This window comes from Rhodococcus sp. NCIMB 12038, from assembly GCF_002165735.1.
GTDB lineage: Bacteria > Actinomycetota > Actinomycetes > Mycobacteriales > Mycobacteriaceae > Rhodococcus_F.
In genome coordinates, this window is record NZ_NHML01000021.1 from 18,303 (window position 1) to 36,339 (window position 18,037).

Consider the following 18,037-nt stretch of genomic DNA (forward strand, 5'->3'; position numbering starts at 1 on the left):
TGCTCTTGGTCTCGCTCATCGTCCCGCTCCCGTCGACGCTCCACCGGTGTACGTCGACTCTCCCGCACGGCCTGCGACCCGTCGCGCGTAGTCGACTACGCGGGTTGTGAAACTTTTCGAGGGGGTCGGAGCGATATGCGTAGTAGGTCGGGACTCTCCGAAATTGAAGGTCGGGGACTCTGTGAATCGAAGGTGAGCACAATGAACAAGAACGCACTCCGCACCGCAATCGCTTCGGCCGTCATCGCTCCGGTGATGCTCGTCGGCGCCGGAGCGGGCACGGCGACAGCATCCCCCATCCTCAGCACGGGTACGGCCAGTGGCGGGATCGTCATCAACGTACCGAGCGGGGAAAGCTGGAATTGCTTCGGGCTGGATTCGAATTTCGGTCTCAAAGCCGGTGTGGGACCAGTCGGTGGTTTCGCCAAGGGATCCAACGTGACCGTGTTCTGCTTCGGCACCACGGCACCGTTCTTCTTCACCGGCAGTGTGAAGGCGGGAACCTGATCTTCGCCGACCTGAGGTGAGGTCGCCGCAGAGCCCGGTTCAGCGTTCAGCGCTGAGCCTGGCCACTTGCGCCGCGAGGTACTGCTGCTCCGGCACGCTGGTGGTGCGGTTCGCCGCGGATCGGTAGTGCGCGACGGCCGATTCGGTGTCGCCGGCCATCTCGAACAGGTGGGCGCGGACGGCGTCGAGCCGATAGTGCCCGGCCAGGGTCTCGTCGAGGGTCCCCAGCATCGTCAGTCCCGTGGCCGGTCCGTGCACCATCGCCGCGGCCACCGCGCGGTTCAGCGTCACCATCGGATTGTTCGACATGCGCTCGAGTAGACCGTACAGCGCGAGGATCTGCGCCCAGTCGGTGTCCTCGACCCGATCCGCGTCGTCGTGCACCGCCGCGATTCCGGCCTGCAATTGGTAGGCCCCAACCGAGCCGTGGGCGACGGCATCCATCACCACCTGCTGGCCCTCGTCGATCAGCTCCCGGTCCCACAGCGTGCGATCCTGCTCCGCCAGCGGGATCAGCTCGCCGTGCGGACCCGTGCGGGCGGGGCGACGGGCATCGGTCAGCAGCATCAGCGCCAGCAGCCCGCCCACTTCACCGTCTTCCGGCAGCATCGCGTGTACCGCCCGCGTGAGCCGGATCGCTTCGGCGGACAGTTCGGTGCGGTGCAGATGATCGCCGATGCTACTGGCGTACCCCTCGTTGAAGATCAGATAGAGCACATGCAGCACGGACCGCAGGCGTTCCGTCCACTCGTCACCCGTCGGCCGGCGCAGTGGTATCCCGGACGACGTGATGCGTTGCTTTCCGCGACTGATCCGTTGTGCCATCGTCGCTTCCGGAACCAGGAACGCATTGGCGATCTCGGCGGTGGTGAGACCCCCGACCGCGCGCAGCGTCAACGCGATGGCCGAGGCCGGCGTGAGAGCAGGATGGCAGCACAGGAACAGCAGGAGCAGGGTGTCGTCCTGATCCGGCACGTCCGTGGCACGCATCTGCCGGGCAACCACCTCCTCCCGCGCGCGGCGGGCGATCTCGCTGCGGATCTGATCGGTCACCTTGCGGGTGGCGGTCTGGATCAGCCAACCCCGCGGATTGTCCGGTAGCCCCTCCCGCGGCCAGTGCTGGGCCGCGGCAAGCAACGCTTCCTGCACCGCGTCCTCGGAAGCCTCGAAATCGCCGGACCGCCGCACGAGCGCACCGAGGACCTGCGGCGCCAGTTCGCGCAGCAGGTTCAAGGTTGCGTAGTCGGTCTTCACAGATCGACGTCGGGTGCGCCCATCACCTGCCGGACGTCGATCGGCTGCTGGATCGGCGCCCCACCCGGACCCGGGGCCGCCGACGTCCGCGCGGCGATCTCCAGCGCCCGCGCCTCGGATTCGACGTCGATCAGGCGGTATCCTGCAAGCAGTTCCTTCGATTCGGGAAACGGTCCGTCGGTCACCACCGGAGCACCCTTGCCGTCGAACGTGACACGCTTCGCGACGTCCGGCCCGGCGAGCCCCTGCGCGTCGACGAGTTCGCCGTTCGCGACCAGCTCCGCGTTGAGGTCCTGCTGGAACCGGATGTGCGTCTGCATCTCCTCCGGCGTCCACTCCGTCATGGGCACGTCGCATCCTGCGCCGGCCTGGTAGTGCTGCAGCAACATGAACTTCGGCATCGTCTTGCTCCTCGTCGTGTGGTGCGCCCATTCTGGCGCTTTCACGTACAGGACGGAGCCCAACCGGCGTTCTCGACATCCTTCGAGAACTTTCTTCGAAGAATTTTTCAGCGGTGCCCGGCGTGCAGGCAGTCCTCGAACAGCGTGCGCACCTCGTCGACGTGCCGGTCGAGATCCGCGAGGTCCCAATCGTCGGTCGGCACGGGCGCGAGGACGTCGACGTCGACGGTGCCGGGGTGCGCGACGAGCGAGTTCCGCCACATCCGTTCGCCGGCGTTGTGGATGACGATCGGCACGATGGGCACCCCTGCCTGCATGGCCAGGTGGAATCCGCCCTTCTTGAACTTGCCGAGGCGCGGGGTCGGTGAGCGGGTGCCCTCGGGGGCGATCGCGATGGAGATGCCGGACTGCAGTTTGTCCACGGCCGGGCGGAGGGCCGCCCGTGCCTTGGTGCTGTCTGACCGGTCGATGTAGGCGACGTCGAGGAGGGCGCCCACGGGGATGAACCGGGGGTCGCGCGCGGCCTCCTTCTTCGCGACGCCGGTGACGTCGCGCCGGATGACGCTGCCGATCACCAGCATGTCGAGGGAACTCTGGTGGTTGAACATGAAGACCGCGGGCCTGGCCGACCACGCGTTCTCCCTGCCCTTGATGCGTACGTTGATGCCGCAGATCGCGAGCGCGAGGTCCGGTCCGAAGCTGCCGACCAGGTTGGCGCCGGTCTGCCGGTTCTGGGTGAGCAGGCCCGCGGAGACGCCGAACGCCGCGGCGCCCATCAGCGCGCCGATCGCGGTGGTGGTGCGGGCGATGGACATCGGGTCGGCGCCGCTCTCGGGAGGGCGCAGATGCACCGACGGCCACCCGTTCTGCCGCGCAGTGGCCGCGAGCTTGCGGTCGGGGTTCAGTGCCACGGGATGTCCCACCGACTTCAGCATCGGAACATCCTCGGCGCCGTTGGAGTACGCGAAGCTGTCACCGAGATCGGCGTCGTGCTTGTCGGCGTACTCGCGCAGTGCCTCGGCCTTGGCCGGTCCCCACAGTGGTGCCGATTCGAGCTTTCCGGTGAGCATCCCATCCAGAATCGCGGGCCGGGTGCACAGCACGTCCTCGGCGTCGATGTCGAGGTCGGCGGCCACCGACAGCGCCTGATACGGGGTGGCGGACGTGGCCATCACCACCCGGTGACCGGCGTGCCGGTGCGCGGCGAGCAGGCCGCGGACCTCGGAGAAGATCATCCTCGCGATCTCCTGCCGGAACAGCCGCTGCCCCCACTCCTGCATCTCGTCCTCCATGCGCCCGGCCAGGCTCTCCACGCCGATGCGCATCAGGTTTCCGACGTCGGCGCCCCGGAAGCGGGTCTCCACCGCGGCGTTCGTGGTGCGGAGAAGCTCGGCCACGCTGATGTCGAAGCGCCGCAGGCGGTCCCGGTAGACGACGCTCGCGGAGTACCCGCTGATCAACGTGCCGTCCAGGTCGAACGCCGCGAGGGTGGCCGGGCCCGGCACGGCGGCCGCGATGTCGTCGTGGAGACTGCGGAGATCGCTCATCTACTCACCTACCGCCCATCTGGTCGAGATTCTCGTGCGCGATGGCCCGGATGCGGAGCACCTGGCCGATCAAGGTCTGGAGTTCGGCCTCGAACTCGACCCGCCGGGCCGCCATGTTCTCGGCATTCGGTTCGACGAGTCCCCGGTTCCGTGCCAGTTTGAGCGCGGTCGTGAAGAGTTCGGCCGAAATCGACTCGCTGCTCCCGATCTGCTGCCGGAGCCGTCGCTGCTCGGCGAGCGCGAGGCACGCCGTCATGAATGCCTTCTCGTCGAACTTCCGGTCCACAGGGGTGCGCAGCAGCTGAGCCGCGACCACCGCGTACGCCTCCAGGAACGGCTGCAGAACCCGGTGCGCCAGGTGAATGCGCATCCCGGACAACAGGTTCGCCGCATGCTGGGGGTCACCCAGGTTCGATTGCCACGCCGGGTCTATCAGGTCCAGTTCGGCGCGCAGTTCCTTCCGGAAACTGTCCTTCTCGCTGAAGAAGAATTCGAACTTGAGGAGGTCGCGGATGCGGAGCGCCGCATTCCATCCGTCCTCGAGCGGGTCGGTGAACTGCTGATCGACGGCGGCGCGCAGTACCATCTCCGCGATCGCCCGCATCACCAGGAAGTGAATGGTGTTGTTGCGGTAGAACGCTGCCACGAGATGCTGGTCGCGGCCGAGGTAGAACACCCGCTCACTGCCCTGGTCGAAACTCTTCAGGACCCCGGAGTCGAGATGGGTGCGCACGGCCTTGCGGATCACCTGCGGATCCGTCAGATCCACGTCGCCCGCGGTGGGCAGCGAGCGCGCCGTGATGTAGTCGACGAGCGGTCCGAGGATGCCGCCGACCTCGGCGACGGTGAGCGCCCGGTCCTCGATGCCGAGGAACGCGAGCATGACGAGTGAGGACGCCGTGACGGGGGTGACCTCGTTGATGCGGTGGCACACCTCGAACGCCGTCTTCTGCACCGCCAGCCGCAGGTCGTCCTCCTGGCCGAGGTAGTCCGCCAGCGACATCGGCCTGCCGACGTTGACGTGCGCGACCCCGTGCCGTTGACCCTGCGCCCGAACATATCCGAAGAGCCAGCGCAGACTCTCCTTGCTCTTCGCCTGGCCGTGCGCCTCCGCGGCCATCGCCCCGACCTCGTACAGCTGGTCGTAGGTCAGCGACACCGGCACGAGGTACACGTCGGACATCCCGCTGTCCTGGAACGCTTTCGCGAGGTAGTTGAGCAGGCCGAACCGCGGTGGCCGCAGTTTCCCGGTGCGGCTGCGACCGCCCTCGATGTACCACTCGAGGTTGAACCGTTTCGTGAGCAGGTAGCGCATGTACTCGCGGAGCGTCCACTTGTAGATCTCGTCGCCCTCGATCTTGCGGCGGATGAACACGGTGCCGCTGCGCTTGCCGATCGGCCCGATCGGCCAGAAGTTGATGTTCAGCCCGCCCATCACGTGGTTGAGCGGAAGGTCGTTCGCGAGCAGGGCAGGCCGCAGCACCAGCGGGTCCAGGTACGAGCGGTGACTGGGCAGGAACACCAGGGAATGTTCCTTGTTCAGCTCCCGAAGGTCGTCGAGCCGGGTGGTGTCGACGTCGAGGCGGTACGCGCGGGAGAAGTAGCGGCCCAACTGATCCCACAGTGCGATTGCCCGCCGGCTCTGGGCGGCGACCATCTCGTCCAGTGCGCCGCGGGCCCGGCGATCCACCTCGGCGACGGGAAGATTCAACTGGGCGGACAGTTCGTGCGTGCCGTCGTGGTACCGGCTGGCGTCGGTGATCTCGTCGACGACGAACCTCGACACCTTGTACTGCGTGCCCAGCACGGTGCGCTCGGCCCGTTCGAGGGTCAGCGCCGCCTGGCGGCGGATGAAATCCGGAAGGGATCCACCCCCGTTCTCGGCGAGCCGGCGTTCGAGGTCACTGAGCGGGGCCGGGTCGCCCTCCAGAACCTGGCATCGGGCCGGGTCGTCGCGCATCACCCGGCGTTGCATGTTCTGGCCGGGGTGCAGCGGATCGCGCAGCGACAGCGTCTCCCGGAATCGCTGCGCGCCGTCCGGATGGGTCTCCTTCGGCAGCCACACCACCCGGAGCGGGGTGAGCAGCGGATCGTCCTTCCGGCGTGCCAGATCGGCGAGGGCCTGATCGGTGACGCGGACGGTGGGCGGTGGCTGACCGGAGTCGTTCGCCTGCCGCTCCAGCCACGTGCGGAGAACGTCGTCCTCCATCTCGCTCATCGTCTCGATGAGATAGACCCGTGGCCGTGTCGTCTGCTCGTCCATCGCGCCAGCCTTTCCTTTCACCCGCGGCCGAGTTCGACGATCTCGTCGAGACTCTCCTGCAGGCACGACATGAACCGCGCCGGTTCGGTCACGGCGGCGGTGTCGAGATTGACACCGATGCAGCACGTGCCGACGTGGGAGACCAGAGTTGCCATGACCGCGCAGCCGGGGGCCGGGCCGAACGGGAACATCCGCTCGATCCGGGCACCCGCGAGATACACGGGCACGGGCACACCTGCGACGTTGCTGGCCTGCAGATCGAGGCCCGTCGACTGCGAGAGGTACCAGTTGGCCAGCACCACCGTCGGGATCCGGACCAGGATCGGGGCGGCGGAATCGAGCAGCCCGAGCGCCGGTTCCTGGCGCAACCCGAGAATGATCGTGCGTACCTTCTTGATCCGCGCAATCGGGTCGCGCTCACCGACCGGTCCGGCGAACCGGGCCGCCGCGAACCGGTTACCCCCGGTCGGATCCGACGCCGAACGCATACTCACCGGCATCCCCACCGGGATCGTCTCGAGGTCGTGGCCGAACGATTCGTGATAGCGGCGGAACCCGCCCAGCAGCGCTGCCACATACGCGTCGTTCAACGAACCGCCCGCGACGTGGGCGGCGGAACGCAGTTCGTCGACACTCACCTCCAGCACGCCGAACCAGCGTCCGAGCCCCCGGTCGCGCAGCAGGTCCGACCCCGTGGTCGGGGGCGGGGTCACCACCCGGCGGATCGAGTTCGCGTAACCGGCGACCTCCGTGACACTGCCCACCGGGTCGCCGACGACCGTCATCGCCGTCCGCACCGCACCGCGGATCAGGCCGCCGAGACGGCCGGGGACGCTGCGCACATTGTCGAGCGCCTGCTCGAACAGGGCGCCGCCGCCCGACATCTGCTCCGGCAACGGCGCAGGCCGATCCGGTTTGTCCGGCGACGGTTCGGGGCGCCTGCTGTGCAGCAGCGTCATCAACTGGATGCCGCCGAGACCGTCCGTGATGCTGTGGTGCGTCTTCACCACGTAGACGGCGCGGCCGTCGTCGAGTCCCTCGATGAGCATCGCGCTCCACGGCGGCCGGGCGCGGTCGAACGGCTCCGTCGCCATGTGCCTGCACATCCGCAGCGCATGGTCGAACGTCGCAGGCTCCGGCAACCGCACCCGCGACAGGTGATAGTCGAGATCGAACTCGGGGTCGACCGACCACATCGGGTTGCCCAGCCGCAGGGTCGGCTCCACCACCCGCATCCGGATGCGCGGCACCATGTGCGACGCCCATTCGTGGGCACGCACGAGCCGCTCCCAGTCCGGCGGCTTGTCGAGGACGTCGACCGCGACGATCGGTGAGCGCAGCTTCGGCTGCACCTCCTCCATCCGCCACATCCCGGTCTCGAAGTCGGACATCGTGCGGTCCGCTCCCCAGGCGACGTCGGAGAAATCCACGTCGACGGCACTCGGTGGTATCAGAGGTTCGCCGTCGGCCATGCCCACCCTCATTCGGTTACTCGAGTTGCCCTCAGCTGCTGCTTTTCCAGTGTGGACCCGCCCCGCAGATCGCGTCCCTGGTTCCGGCGGATTGCGCTCCGGACTTTCCGCCTGAGGCGCTCCGCGCCCGTGCGTGGCTGACGAGTCCCTGGACTCCTTCGCCACTCACGGAGTTGTCGTAGGCTGCCGTCATGGCGAAAAGCTTCGACTACTCCGAACAGGTCGCGTACCCGATCGACCGCGTGCACGCGACGGTGACGGACCGGGCGTTCTGGCAGCACCGGTTCGAGGAGGCGCCGGAGAAGCTCACCCTCGACGACAGCCGCGGCCCCGGCACGCTGACGGCGACGATGCGCGACACCATCGGCGCGTCCTCCCTCCCCGGGCTGGTGCGCAAGGTCGTCTCCGGTGAACTGAAGGTCGAGCGGGCCGACGAATGGGGCGCACTCGACGGCGACCGTGCCGACGGCCGGATCAGCGGCAGTTCCACCGGGATCCCCGTGAAGATCGACTGCACGTCGGTGCTCCGCGCGTCGGGCGACGTCACGGTCCTCGACGTCTCCGGAACGGTGCAGGTCAAGATCCCGCTCGTCGGGGGACAGATCGAATCGCTCGTCAGGAAGCTGATCGGCGACATGATCGGGCAGGACCGCGACGCGATCGAGAAGTGGCTCGGCGACAGCTGACGCTCACGCCTCCGGCGCGGGGCCGTCCAGTTCGACGTCCAGCGTGCGGGCGCCCGGCCCTGCCGTCCCCAGCCGGTCGTGGCTGTTGACGATCGCGCAACTGCCCAGCGACAGGCACCCGCAGCCGATGCAGCCGGTCAGGTTGTCGCGGAGCCGGATCAACTGCTCGATCCGCTGATCCAGATCGGCGTGCCACCGCGTCGACAGCTTCTCCCAGTCCTTCCGGTTCGGGGTGCGGCCCTCGGGGAGGGTCGCGAGGGCGTCCCGGATCTCGGCCAGCGGAATCCCGACCCGCTGGGCGATGCGGATGAACGCGACCCGCCGCAGCGTGTCCCGGCGATAGCGACGCTGATTGCCGGACGTCCGCCTGCTGGTGATCAGCCCCTCGCGCTCGTAGAAATGCAACGCCGACACCGCGACGCCACTGCGCTCCGACAGCTGCCCCGGCGTCAGTTCCTTCGCTCTCCATTCGGGCATCTCCACGACAGGCAACCTTTCACCGGGTTACCTGAACAATACTCGAGGTCAGTCGCGGCGGAGATGACCGTGGAGGTGGTGCGTGAGCGGAGTCAGGTCGTGCGCCATCCACAGGTCGTACGTGAGGTCGCCGCCGCGCACCGACAACTGCCGCCGGATGCTGTGCACCGGTTTGGCGTCCGGGGACGCACTCAGCGCCACCATCGACAACTCGATGATCCCCTCCCGGATCTGACCGCGGTGGATCTCGGTGAACCCGGTCGGCTGGGCGACGAGCAGTTCCGCCTCGTCCTCGGAGACGAGCCGCAGATACCCGGACTCCGAGTGCAACGGCCGCCCGGTGCCCGCCTCCCGCGTCCGAGACCGGTACGCCAGGAACGGTTTACCGCTGGGAGCGAATTCGATCTCCTCCGTGTACGCGAAGTCGTCGATCGTCGGGTACGCGCCCTCGCCCTCCCCGCGCCACACACCGGCGAACGGCGCCAGGGCGGGCGGCACCGACGGAACCGGCGCAGACGAACTCGCCGTCGCATCCGGGTGCGCCGGCGAGAGAGTCGAGTTCTCGTCCATGAGATACCTCCGCCGCTTCACGGTACTCGCCTGCGGGGCCGAGGGACACGGTCGGCGGCGGAGCGTTTGAGCGTGCCTGCCGGGCCCGCCGGCATTACCGTCTAGACATGAACGCGTCGGGTTCTGCACCGCTGGGGGCCAACTCCGAAGTCGGGCAGCTGCGTGCCGTCCTCCTGCACCGGCCCGGGGACGAACTGAAGCGGCTGACGCCCCGCAACAACGACCAACTGCTGTTCGACGGACTGCCCTGGGTCGACCGCGCACAGGAGGAGCACGACGCGTTCGCGGACCTCCTGCGCAGCCGCGGCGTCGAGGTCCTGCTGCTGTCCGACCTGCTCAGCGAGACACTCGGCGCCAGCGGAGCCGCCCGCATCCAGGGCATCGGCGCGGCCGTCGACCCCCGCAAACTGGGCCACACGTTGGCGCAGGAACTCGCCGCACACCTCCGCGGCGTCCCGGCCGCCGAACTCTCCACCATCCTCACCGCGGGCATGACGTTCGACGAACTGCCCGTCGCCGCGAACACGGCGTCGCTGGTCCGGCGCATGCACCACGGCGGCGACTTCGTCATCGACCCGCTGCCCAACCTGCTGTTCACCCGGGACTCGTCGTTCTGGATCGGACCGCGCGTCGCGATCACCTCGCTGGCACTGCCCGCCCGCGTCCGCGAAACGTCCCTGACCGACATCATCTACGCCCACCACCCGCGTTTCCGGGGCGCCCGGCGCGCCTACGAATCCCACACGGCCCCCGTCGAAGGCGGCGACGTCCTGCTCCTGGCACCTGGCGTCGTCGCCGTCGGTGTGGGGGAGCGCACCACACCGGCCGGCGCCGAGGCGTTGGCGCGCAGCGTCTTCGAGGACGAACTGGCGCACACCGTGCTGGTGGTGCCCATCGCGCAGGCCCGGGCGTCGATGCACCTCGACACCGTGTGCACGATGGTCGACCACGACGCCGTCGTGATGTACCCGATCATCCAGGACACGCTGTCGGCGTTCACCATTCACCGCGAGGACAAGGGCGTGTCGATCCGCGGCGCCGACCCGTTCCTCGCCGCCGCCGCCGAGGCCATGGGCATCGGCAAACTGCGCGTCATCGACACCGGGCTCGACAACGTCACCGCCGAACGCGAACAGTGGGACGACGGAAACAACACGCTCGCACTCGCACCCGGCGTCGTCGTCGCCTACGAACGGAACGTCGAGACCAACGCCCGGCTAGAGGCGTCGGGCATCGAGGTATTGCGGATCGCCGGTTCCGAACTCGGTTCGGGCCGCGGCGGTCCCCGCTGTATGTCCTGCCCGGTGGCCCGCGACCCGCTGTAGGCGGCTCCGCCGCCCGTGCGCCTTTCTGGTAGCTGGAACAACCAGAAAGGCGCACGAGCGCGAAGCGCCTAAAGGATGTCGCTGACCTTCGCGGCCGGGCGGGCGAGGACGGTGCCCTTGTCCGTCACGACGATCGGTCGCTCGATGAGGATGGGGTTGTCGACCATCGCTTCCAGCAGTTCGTCCTCGGACGCCTCGGCGAGCCCGAGTTCCCTGAAGACGGCCTCCTTCTTGCGGATCGCCTCGCTCGGCTTCAGTCCGGCGTCGTCGAGAAGTTTGCGCAATCCGTCCCGCGAGGGCGGGGTGTCGAGGTACTTCACGACGGTCGGCTCGATGCCCGCGTCCCGGATCAATCCGAGGACGGTGCGGGACGTGCTGCAGCGCTGGTTGTGGTAGATGGTCGCGGTGGTCGCCATACCCGACATTCTGCACCTGGGGAACAAATGTGCCCGCACCGAACGCTGAACCGGGGGTAGTAACTCGTGACCAGTCGACGAAAGAGGGAGTGATCGATCATGGCCGAGCACAGGGACGCGACTCCGCGGCGCATCGTCATCGCGGGTGGGCACGGGAAAATCGCCCGTCACCTCATCAAGATTCTCACCGCGCGCGGTGACCGAGCGGTCGCGCTGATCCGCAACCCCGATCACGAGCACGAGGTGGCGGCGCTCGGCGCCGAACCGGTGGTGATCGATCTGGAGACGGCGAGCGCGGACGACGTGGCGAAGACGCTCGTCGGTGCGGACGCCGCGGTGTTCGCCGCAGGCGCAGGCCCGGGCAGCGGTATCGCCCGCAAGGACACCGTCGATCGCGGGGCCGCGGTTCTCCTCGCGGACGCCGCCGAGAAGGCGGGAACGCGGCGATTCGTCCAGATCAGCTCGTTCGGGGCGGGGGAGCCGATCCCCGAGGGCACCGACGAGGTGTTCGCGGCCTACCTCGTCGCGAAGACGGCCGCCGAGGAAGACCTGCGCGCCCGGACCCACCTCGATTGGACGATTCTCCGCCCGGGCGGTCTGCTCGACGACGACCCGACGGGTCATGTCACGCTCACTGCGCCGCCGCTCGAGCGCGGCACCGTCCCGCGCGCCGACGTCGCCGCAGTGATCGCGGCGCTTCTGGATCACCCGGAGACTGCGAAGAAGACGCTCATGCTGACGTCCGGTCCGACGCCGATCGAGGACGCCGTCGCAGCGCTGTAACCATTGCGGCGCCGCAACCGCGCAACTACGGTCTGATACAACGCGTGGAACAACGGAGGTGGCGCCGGCCGTGGACATCGACATCGACCCCGATTCGTCGACCGCCCCGTTCGACCAGTTGCGATTGCAGATCATCGAGCAGGTGCGCAGCGGGCAGTTGATCGCGGGAACGAAGATCCCCACGGTCCGCGCGCTCGCCGTCGAGGTCGGCCTCGCACCGAACACGGTCGCCAAGGCGTACCGGGAACTCGGCGAGCAGGGTGTCATCGAAACCCGGGGCAAGCAGGGCACGTTCATCGCGAGCGGCGGTGACCCGATCCGCGCCGGAGCCGAGAAGGCCGCAACAGGATATGTGCACGAACTGCGGAAGCTGGGGGTGTCCGACGAGGAGATCCTCGGCTTCGTGCAGTCCGCTCTCCGCGGCGCCGAATGAGGACGGCGCCGCATCCAGAACGTGTGACCCCAGAGGGTGTGACCCCAGAAAGGTAGACGCTCGGTATGGCTTCTGCGCTCTTCCGTGACTTCGCACTACTGATCGCCCGGATCGGGCTCGGCGTGATCTTCGTCGCGCACGGCTGGCAGAAGTTCTTCGACTACGGAGTGAAGGCCACCCAGGCGTCGTTCGCCGACATGGGTGTCCCGCGGCCCGACATCTCGGCTGTTGCGGCCGCCACTGTCGAACTCGCGGGTGGATTTGCTCTCATCGTGGGCGTCGCCACACCGATCGCCGGAATCCTGCTGTTTTTCGACATGCTCGGGGCGCTGATTCTGGTGCACGCGGACAAGGGTGTCTTCGTCGCGAACGGCGGGTACGAACTCGTCGTCGCACTCGGCGCCGGGTCGCTGCTTCTGGCTGTGATCGGTGCCGGACGCCTCGGCATCGACGGGCTCCTCGGAAGAGGCTCGGGATGGGGCAAAACCGCAGCTTAACGACACCGTCCGCTGGGTCTCGATTCGGTGTGAAGCGGTGGGCTAGCTTGCTTTTACCATCGAAAATGACCAACGTAGTTGTTCATGGCAATGAATACTGATCTGCCTGATCAAGGTTCCGACACCGCTGACGCGGCCGTCGGCGGAGGGCTCAAACGGGTCGGTGTTCGCACCGATCACGTCGTGTTCTCGGCCGCCGCCGCCGCGGTGTCGGCAATCGTCGTCTGGGGGCTCGTGGCCCCCGACAATCTCGACACCACGACGGGTAAGGCGCTCGACTGGCTGGTCACCGACATGGGCTGGTTGTTCGTCCTGTCGGCGTCGGGGTTCGTCCTCTTCTCACTGTGGCTCGCGTTCAGCAAGTTCGGGCACATTCCGCTCGGCAAGGACGGCGAGAAGCCCGAGTTCCGGACCGTCAGCTGGATCGCGATGATGTTCAGCGCCGGAATGGGCATCGGACTGATGTTCTTCGGTGTCGCCGAACCGCTCGCGCACTACGTGACACCCCCTCCGGGTTCCAGCGGTGGCATCGGAACTGCGATGGCCACCACCATGTTCCACTGGAGCCTGCACCCCTGGGCGATGTACGCGGTGGTCGGACTGTCGATCGCGTACGGCTCGTACCGGAAGGGTCGCAAGCAGCTGTTCAGCTCCGCGTTCATCCCGCTGCTCGGCCGCCGCGCCGAGGGGCCGATCGGCAAGTTCATCGACGTCCTCGCGATCTTCGCGACACTGTTCGGCACCGCCGCTTCGCTGGGTCTCGGCGCACTGCAGATCGGTTCCGGATTCCAGGTCGTCGGGTGGATGTCGGAGGTCAGCACGTTCCTGCTGGTCGCGATCGTCGCCCTGCTGACCCTCGCGTTCGTGGCCTCCGCCGTGTCGGGTGTCGCCAAGGGAATCCAGTGGCTCTCCAACACCAACATGGTGCTCGCCGTCGTCCTGGCGCTGTTCGTGTTCGTCGTCGGACCGACGGTCCTGATCCTCAACCTGCTGCCCACGACGATCGGCGCCTACGCCGCGCAGCTCGCGCAGATGTCGGCCCGCACCGGTGCGTCGTCCGATCCGGCGACCGGCGAATGGTTGTCGTCGTGGACCATCTTCTACTGGGCGTGGTGGATCTCCTGGACCCCGTTCGTCGGCATGTTCCTGGCCCGCATCAGCCGCGGCCGCACCATCCGGCAGTTCGTGGTCGGCGTGATCGTGGTGCCGAGCGCCGTGAGCCTCGTGTGGTTCGCGATCTTCGGCGGTGCGGGAATCAGCGAGCAGCGTGACGGAATCGACCTCGCCGGGCAGGACACCCAGGAGGGGCAGCTGTTCGGGATGCTCAACCACCTGCCGCTCACCGGCATCACGACCGTCCTGGTGATGGTCCTCGTCGGGATCTTCTTCGTCTCCGGAGCCGACGCCGCCTCGATGGTGATGGGCACCCTGTCGCAGCGCGGTTCACTGGAACCGCAGCGCTGGGTGGTCGTGTTCTGGGGTGTGCTCACCGGTGGCGTGGCCGCGCTGATCCTGTGGACCGGTGGCGACACCGCACTCGACGGACTGCAGACGATGACGATCATCGCTGCGGCGCCGTTCGTCATCGTGATGATCGGGTTGTGCTTCTCGCTGTACAAGGATCTGTCCCGGGACCAGATGATCGTCGACGGCCGGGAAATGCGGAGGGAGATGCGGAGAGTGGCGGCGAAGCGTCGTCGCGACCGGATCTCGTCCCGCTAGAGAAACAGTCTGCGAGCCGTCCGGGTCCCACGGGACCCGGACGGCTCGACTCGTTTACGGCGTCAACGCCAGCTGGGCAGCCACAGCTGGTGCTGCCACGTCTCCGGGGTGATCGGGACGGCGGTGAGGATCGGCCACAACCAGATGAAGTTGGCGACCACGAGCCCCACGTAGAGGCAGACGGCGAGCAGGCCGGTGGTGCGGCGCTCGAACGACGCCCGCGCGCTACCCAGGACGTCACCCAGCACCAGCGCGAAACCCATCACCATGAACGGCGCCAGCGCCACCGCGTAGAAGTAGTACATCTGGCGGTCCAGGGTGGTCAGCCAGGGCAGGAACGCCGCGCCATAGCCGGTGAGGACGGTGGCGTACCGCCAGTCCTTCCGCACCACGGACTGCCACAGGGCCCACGCGAGCATCGGCAGTGCCAGCCACCACATGGCGGGCGTCCCGATGAGCATGACCGCCTTGACGCAACTCGACGCCCCGCAACCGGTGACGTGATCGCCCTCGGCGAAGTAGTACAGCATCGGGCGCAGACCCATCGGCCATGTCCACGGCTTCGACTCCCACGGGTGATGGTTGCCCGCCGAATTGGTGAGGCCCGCGTGGAACTGGAGGACGTTGCCGCTGTAGTACCACAGCGACCGCAGCGCTGCCGGCAGGAACGACCAGGTGCCGCCTGTTCCGATCTCGTTGCCCACGGCATGCCGGTCCACCCCGGTCTCGCTGGCGAACCACGCCCAGTAGCTGGCCAGGTACACGAACAGCGGGACGACGACGAGCGCGTACAGCGCGGGGCCGACGTCGCGGACGCCGGCGCCGAACCACGGGCGGCGCACCCCGTAGGCGCGCCGGGCCGACACATCGAACGCGACGCTGAGCAGCCCGAAGAACACGATGAAGTAGACGCCCGACCATTTGGTGCCGCACGCCAGACCCAGCATGATCCCGGCGCCGAACCGCCACCAGCGCACACCGAGCCGCGGACCCCACTCGCTGTCGCCGATCCGGCCCTCGGCGTACACCCGGGCCATCCGCTCGCGCACCTGGTCGCGGTCCACGATCAGGCAGCCGAGCGCCGCCACCGCGAACAGGGCCAGGAAGATGTCGAGCATGCCGAGCCGCGACGACACGAACGTCACCCCGTCCGCGACCAGCAGGATTCCGGCGAGACCGCCGATCAGGGTGGACCGCGTGAGCCGGCGGACGATCCGGATCACCAGCAGCACCAAAATCGTGCCCGCCACCGCCGACGCGAACCGCCAGCCCCAGCCGTTGTAGCCGAAGATGGCCTCGCCCATCGCGATCAGTTGTTTCCCGATCGGTGGATGCACCACCAGCCCGTAGCCGGGATTGTCCTCGACCCAGCCACCGGTGAGCACCTGCCAGCCCTGCGGCGCGTAGTGCTTCTCGTCGAACACGGGAGTGCCCGCGTCGGTCGGGTACCCGAGCATCGTGAACCGGGTGATCGCCGCGATCGCCGTGACGAACAGGGTCACCACCCAGCCGCGGGCACGGTCGACGGGACCGAAGTCGGAGGGCGGCACGAGCGGCGCCGGTCCGACCAGGGACGGCTGTCGTGCGGAGGGCGTCGGTCGCTCGTCCGTCAGCATCGTCACGCCGCAATCGTAGGCTGTGGGTCATGACTGGTCGCCTAGTGCTCGCCGCAACACCGATGGGGGACGTGGGTGACGCCTCGCCGAGGCTGCGTACGGCGCTCGGGACGGCCGACGTCGTCGCCGCCGAGGACACCCGCCGCACCAAGGCCCTCGCCTCCGCGCTCGACGTGACGATCACCGGCAAGGTCGTGAGCTTCTACGACCAGGTCGAGACGGCCCGGCTGCCCGCGCTCGTCGCCGACGTCGCGTCCGGCAAGACCGTGCTCCTCGTCACCGACGCCGGCATGCCGTCGGTCAGCGACCCCGGGTACCGGCTGGTGTCGGCGTGCGTGGCCGAGGATCTGGCGGTGACGTGCCTGCCCGGACCGTCGGCGGTGACGACGGCACTCGCGCTGTCCGGGCTGCCCGTCGAACGGTTCTGCTTCGACGGCTTCCCGCCCCGCAAACAGGGTCAGCGCAAGACGTGGTTGCAGGCCTTGGTCGCCGAGCAACGCGCCTGCGTGTTCTTCGAGGCGCCGCACCGGCTCGCCGACTGCCTCGCGGACGCCGCCGACGTGCTCGGCGGCACCCGCCGCGCCGCCGTCTGCCGGGAGCTGACCAAGACGTACGAGGAGGTCCGCCGCGGCACCCTCGCCGAACTCGCCGAGTGGGCAGCCGAGGGAGTCCGCGGCGAGATCACCGTCGTGGTGGAGGGCGCCACCCTCGTCGCGTCCGACCCCGCCGACCTCGTCGACGAGGTGGAGCGACTGGTCGCCGACGGCACCCGGCTCAAGGACGCGTGCGCGCTCGTCGCCACCACCGGTGTGTCGAAGCGGGAACTCTACGAAACGGTGCTGGCGTCCCGGAAGGACTAGGCGGGCGCTACCTCCGGAGAGCACGCTCCCCGGGCGCCAGCGACGCGTCGTCGGCGGCCGCCTGCCCGGCGTGCCAGCCGTTGGCGTCGACGGCCCGGCCGCGGGCCTTCTTGGTCCGCGGAAACAGGCGGTCGAACTCGGCGTCGACGGCCTCGGACTTGGTGGCCAGGATCGGTAGCAGATCGGCGACCGGGATCGCCGCCTCGTCGGCGGCGTCGGCCGTGGCCCGGCTGTCGGCGTCGCGCAACCGCTGCCCGATGCGGCTGGCGAAGCCCGCCAGGAAACCCTTCCGGAACGACGTGGTGCGTGCGCCGCTGCGACTGTCGGCGTCCGCGAATTGCATTGCGCGCGTGGCCTGCACAAGCAGTGAGGTGAAGAGCATGTCGACCTGCTGGAGGTCGAGGGGGGCGCCGACCACGGTCGCGATGGCGAGGGAGCTGAACCACACGGTGCGCACCCGGTTGGAGTCGCCGATCTCCGTGAGAAGGTGCACCTTCTCCTTGACGTACGGATTCTCCAGGTGGATGCGGCGACTGTGCACTGAGGTGTTGCCCACCCCGGTCTGGGTGTGCAGGAGGGCCGCGCTGATCGCATAGCGCGTCATCAACTCCTGCGCCTTCGCGGTGAAGATCTCCGCCTCCTCCGCGAAATCGGTGGCCTCGGCCTTGGCGAGCAACCCGCGAATCCTGTTGAGCACCTTCGCGTCGGCCTCGGCCTCGCCCGGCATCGCCGCGGACGGGTCGGCGACCCGCACGACGGGCCACGTCGACGGCGGGGGAGTGAGCACCGTCCAGCCGGGCAGATTCGTCCACGCCAGCGACAGGTCGGTGAGCTGGTAGACGGAGTGGTACGGGTCTTCGAACAGCAGTCCGGCGGCCAGCGCCCGAACGTCGGGACCGTCGACCGGAACCCGCGCCGCCAGGTGGGACGCGCCCGGGTACTGCTCGCCGATGGTGCGGAGTTGCTCCACCCAGTCCCGGGGCGCCCGGTGTGCGGCGCGGGTGCGCTCCGCCTCGTGCAGCACCAGGGCCGCCGCCAGCGCCGCGTCGGACGGCTCCTTCGATCTCCGCGCCAGATGTATGACGTCGGCGGGCTGCCACCCGCGCTCGTACGCGCCCGACAACTCACCCATCAGGGTGTGGACTGCCGCGGCGGCCTGTGGGCTCACTTCGTCGTCGAACACGCGCGCTCCGTTCCCGAATCCACGG

The 18,037-nt window shown here is 68.3% G+C and carries 18 protein-coding genes; 8 read left to right on the forward strand and 10 right to left on the reverse strand.

From position 1 onward, the window contains the following. Positions 1–201: 201 nt before the first annotated feature. Positions 202–507 (forward strand): hypothetical protein, encoded by a 306-nt coding sequence (locus CA951_RS28240; protein ID WP_087559993.1) that lies wholly within the window; start codon positions 202–204, stop codon positions 505–507. A 39-nt stretch (positions 508–546) separates the two neighbouring features. On the opposite strand, the gene CA951_RS28245 is transcribed toward CA951_RS28240, so the two are convergent. The 5 genes from CA951_RS28245 to CA951_RS28265 form a co-directional block, all read right to left on the reverse strand. Further along, positions 547–1,761, reverse strand: coding sequence for an RNA polymerase sigma factor (locus tag CA951_RS28245; RefSeq protein WP_087559994.1), 1,215 nt, complete (start codon positions 1,759–1,761; stop codon positions 547–549). Next, on the reverse strand, positions 1,758–2,162 hold the full coding sequence (locus CA951_RS28250; protein ID WP_087559995.1) for a YciI family protein: 405 nt from the start codon (positions 2,160–2,162) through the stop codon (positions 1,758–1,760). The genes CA951_RS28245 and CA951_RS28250 overlap by 4 nt, the downstream gene beginning before the upstream one ends. A 107-nt stretch (positions 2,163–2,269) precedes the next feature. After that, the gene (locus tag CA951_RS28255; RefSeq protein WP_087559996.1) at positions 2,270–3,709 is read right to left on the reverse strand and encodes an HAD-IB family hydrolase; all 1,440 of its coding nucleotides are present in this window, start codon (positions 3,707–3,709) and stop codon (positions 2,270–2,272) included. A 4-nt stretch (positions 3,710–3,713) separates the two neighbouring features. Further along, a complete protein-coding gene (locus CA951_RS28260; RefSeq protein WP_087559997.1) occupies positions 3,714–5,972 on the reverse strand; it encodes a glycerol-3-phosphate 1-O-acyltransferase in 2,259 nt (752 codons plus the stop codon). Between the two features lie 17 nt (positions 5,973–5,989). Beyond that, positions 5,990–7,444 (reverse strand): wax ester/triacylglycerol synthase domain-containing protein, encoded by a 1,455-nt coding sequence (locus CA951_RS28265; protein ID WP_087559998.1) that lies wholly within the window; start codon positions 7,442–7,444, stop codon positions 5,990–5,992. Positions 7,445–7,635: 191 nt separating this feature from the next. On the opposite strand from CA951_RS28265, the gene CA951_RS28270 reads away from it, so the two are divergent. Next, positions 7,636–8,130 carry a DUF2505 domain-containing protein gene (locus CA951_RS28270; protein ID WP_087559999.1) on the forward strand — a complete coding sequence of 165 codons (495 nt, stop codon included), beginning with the start codon at positions 7,636–7,638 and terminating at the stop codon, positions 8,128–8,130. A gap of 3 nt (positions 8,131–8,133) precedes the next feature. On the opposite strand, the gene soxR is transcribed toward CA951_RS28270, so the two are convergent. Both soxR and CA951_RS28280 read right to left on the reverse strand, forming a co-directional pair. After that, entirely contained in the window at positions 8,134–8,613 is a 480-nt protein-coding gene (soxR, locus tag CA951_RS28275) for a redox-sensitive transcriptional activator SoxR (RefSeq protein ID WP_087560000.1), read from the reverse strand. A 42-nt stretch (positions 8,614–8,655) separates the two neighbouring features. Then, positions 8,656–9,177, reverse strand: coding sequence for an FABP family protein (locus CA951_RS28280; protein WP_087560001.1), 522 nt, complete (start codon positions 9,175–9,177; stop codon positions 8,656–8,658). A 107-nt stretch (positions 9,178–9,284) separates the two neighbouring features. Between CA951_RS28280 and arcA the strand changes: the two genes are divergently transcribed. Beyond that, entirely contained in the window at positions 9,285–10,502 is a 1,218-nt protein-coding gene (gene arcA, locus CA951_RS28285) for an arginine deiminase (RefSeq protein WP_087560002.1), read from the forward strand. A 68-nt stretch (positions 10,503–10,570) separates the two neighbouring features. Here the strand turns inward: arcA and arsC are convergent, their stop codons facing one another. Then, the gene (gene arsC / locus CA951_RS28290) at positions 10,571–10,927 is read right to left on the reverse strand and encodes an arsenate reductase (glutaredoxin) (RefSeq protein WP_087560003.1); all 357 of its coding nucleotides are present in this window, start codon (positions 10,925–10,927) and stop codon (positions 10,571–10,573) included. A 90-nt stretch (positions 10,928–11,017) separates the two neighbouring features. Between arsC and CA951_RS28295 the strand changes: the two genes are divergently transcribed. The 4 genes from CA951_RS28295 to CA951_RS28310 all read left to right on the forward strand — a co-directional run bounded on the left by CA951_RS28295 (position 11,018) and on the right by CA951_RS28310 (position 14,353). Continuing rightward, positions 11,018–11,701, forward strand: a complete 684-nt coding sequence (locus CA951_RS28295) for an SDR family oxidoreductase (RefSeq protein WP_087560004.1) — start codon at positions 11,018–11,020, stop codon at positions 11,699–11,701. A gap of 58 nt (positions 11,702–11,759) precedes the next feature. Next, complete coding sequence (locus tag CA951_RS28300) at positions 11,760–12,134, forward strand: GntR family transcriptional regulator (RefSeq protein WP_087560005.1); 375 nt, start codon at positions 11,760–11,762, stop codon at positions 12,132–12,134. Positions 12,135–12,199: 65 nt separating this feature from the next. Next, positions 12,200–12,631: a DoxX family protein gene (locus tag CA951_RS28305; protein WP_087560006.1), complete on the forward strand. Its 432-nt coding sequence runs from the start codon at positions 12,200–12,202 to the stop codon at positions 12,629–12,631. A gap of 90 nt (positions 12,632–12,721) precedes the next feature. After that, on the forward strand, positions 12,722–14,353 hold the full coding sequence (locus CA951_RS28310) for a BCCT family transporter (protein ID WP_373414499.1): 1,632 nt from the start codon (positions 12,722–12,724) through the stop codon (positions 14,351–14,353). A gap of 62 nt (positions 14,354–14,415) precedes the next feature. Here the strand turns inward: CA951_RS28310 and CA951_RS28315 are convergent, their stop codons facing one another. Beyond that, the gene (locus tag CA951_RS28315; RefSeq protein WP_087560107.1) at positions 14,416–15,969 is read right to left on the reverse strand and encodes a dolichyl-phosphate-mannose--protein mannosyltransferase; all 1,554 of its coding nucleotides are present in this window, start codon (positions 15,967–15,969) and stop codon (positions 14,416–14,418) included. Between the two features lie 29 nt (positions 15,970–15,998). On the opposite strand from CA951_RS28315, the gene rsmI reads away from it, so the two are divergent. Further along, complete coding sequence (gene rsmI, locus CA951_RS28320) at positions 15,999–16,829, forward strand: 16S rRNA (cytidine(1402)-2'-O)-methyltransferase (RefSeq protein ID WP_087560008.1); 831 nt, start codon at positions 15,999–16,001, stop codon at positions 16,827–16,829. Between the two features lie 7 nt (positions 16,830–16,836). Here the strand turns inward: rsmI and CA951_RS28325 are convergent, their stop codons facing one another. Beyond that, a complete protein-coding gene (locus CA951_RS28325; RefSeq protein WP_087560009.1) occupies positions 16,837–18,012 on the reverse strand; it encodes a DUF2786 domain-containing protein in 1,176 nt (391 codons plus the stop codon). Positions 18,013–18,037 lie beyond the last annotated feature (25 nt).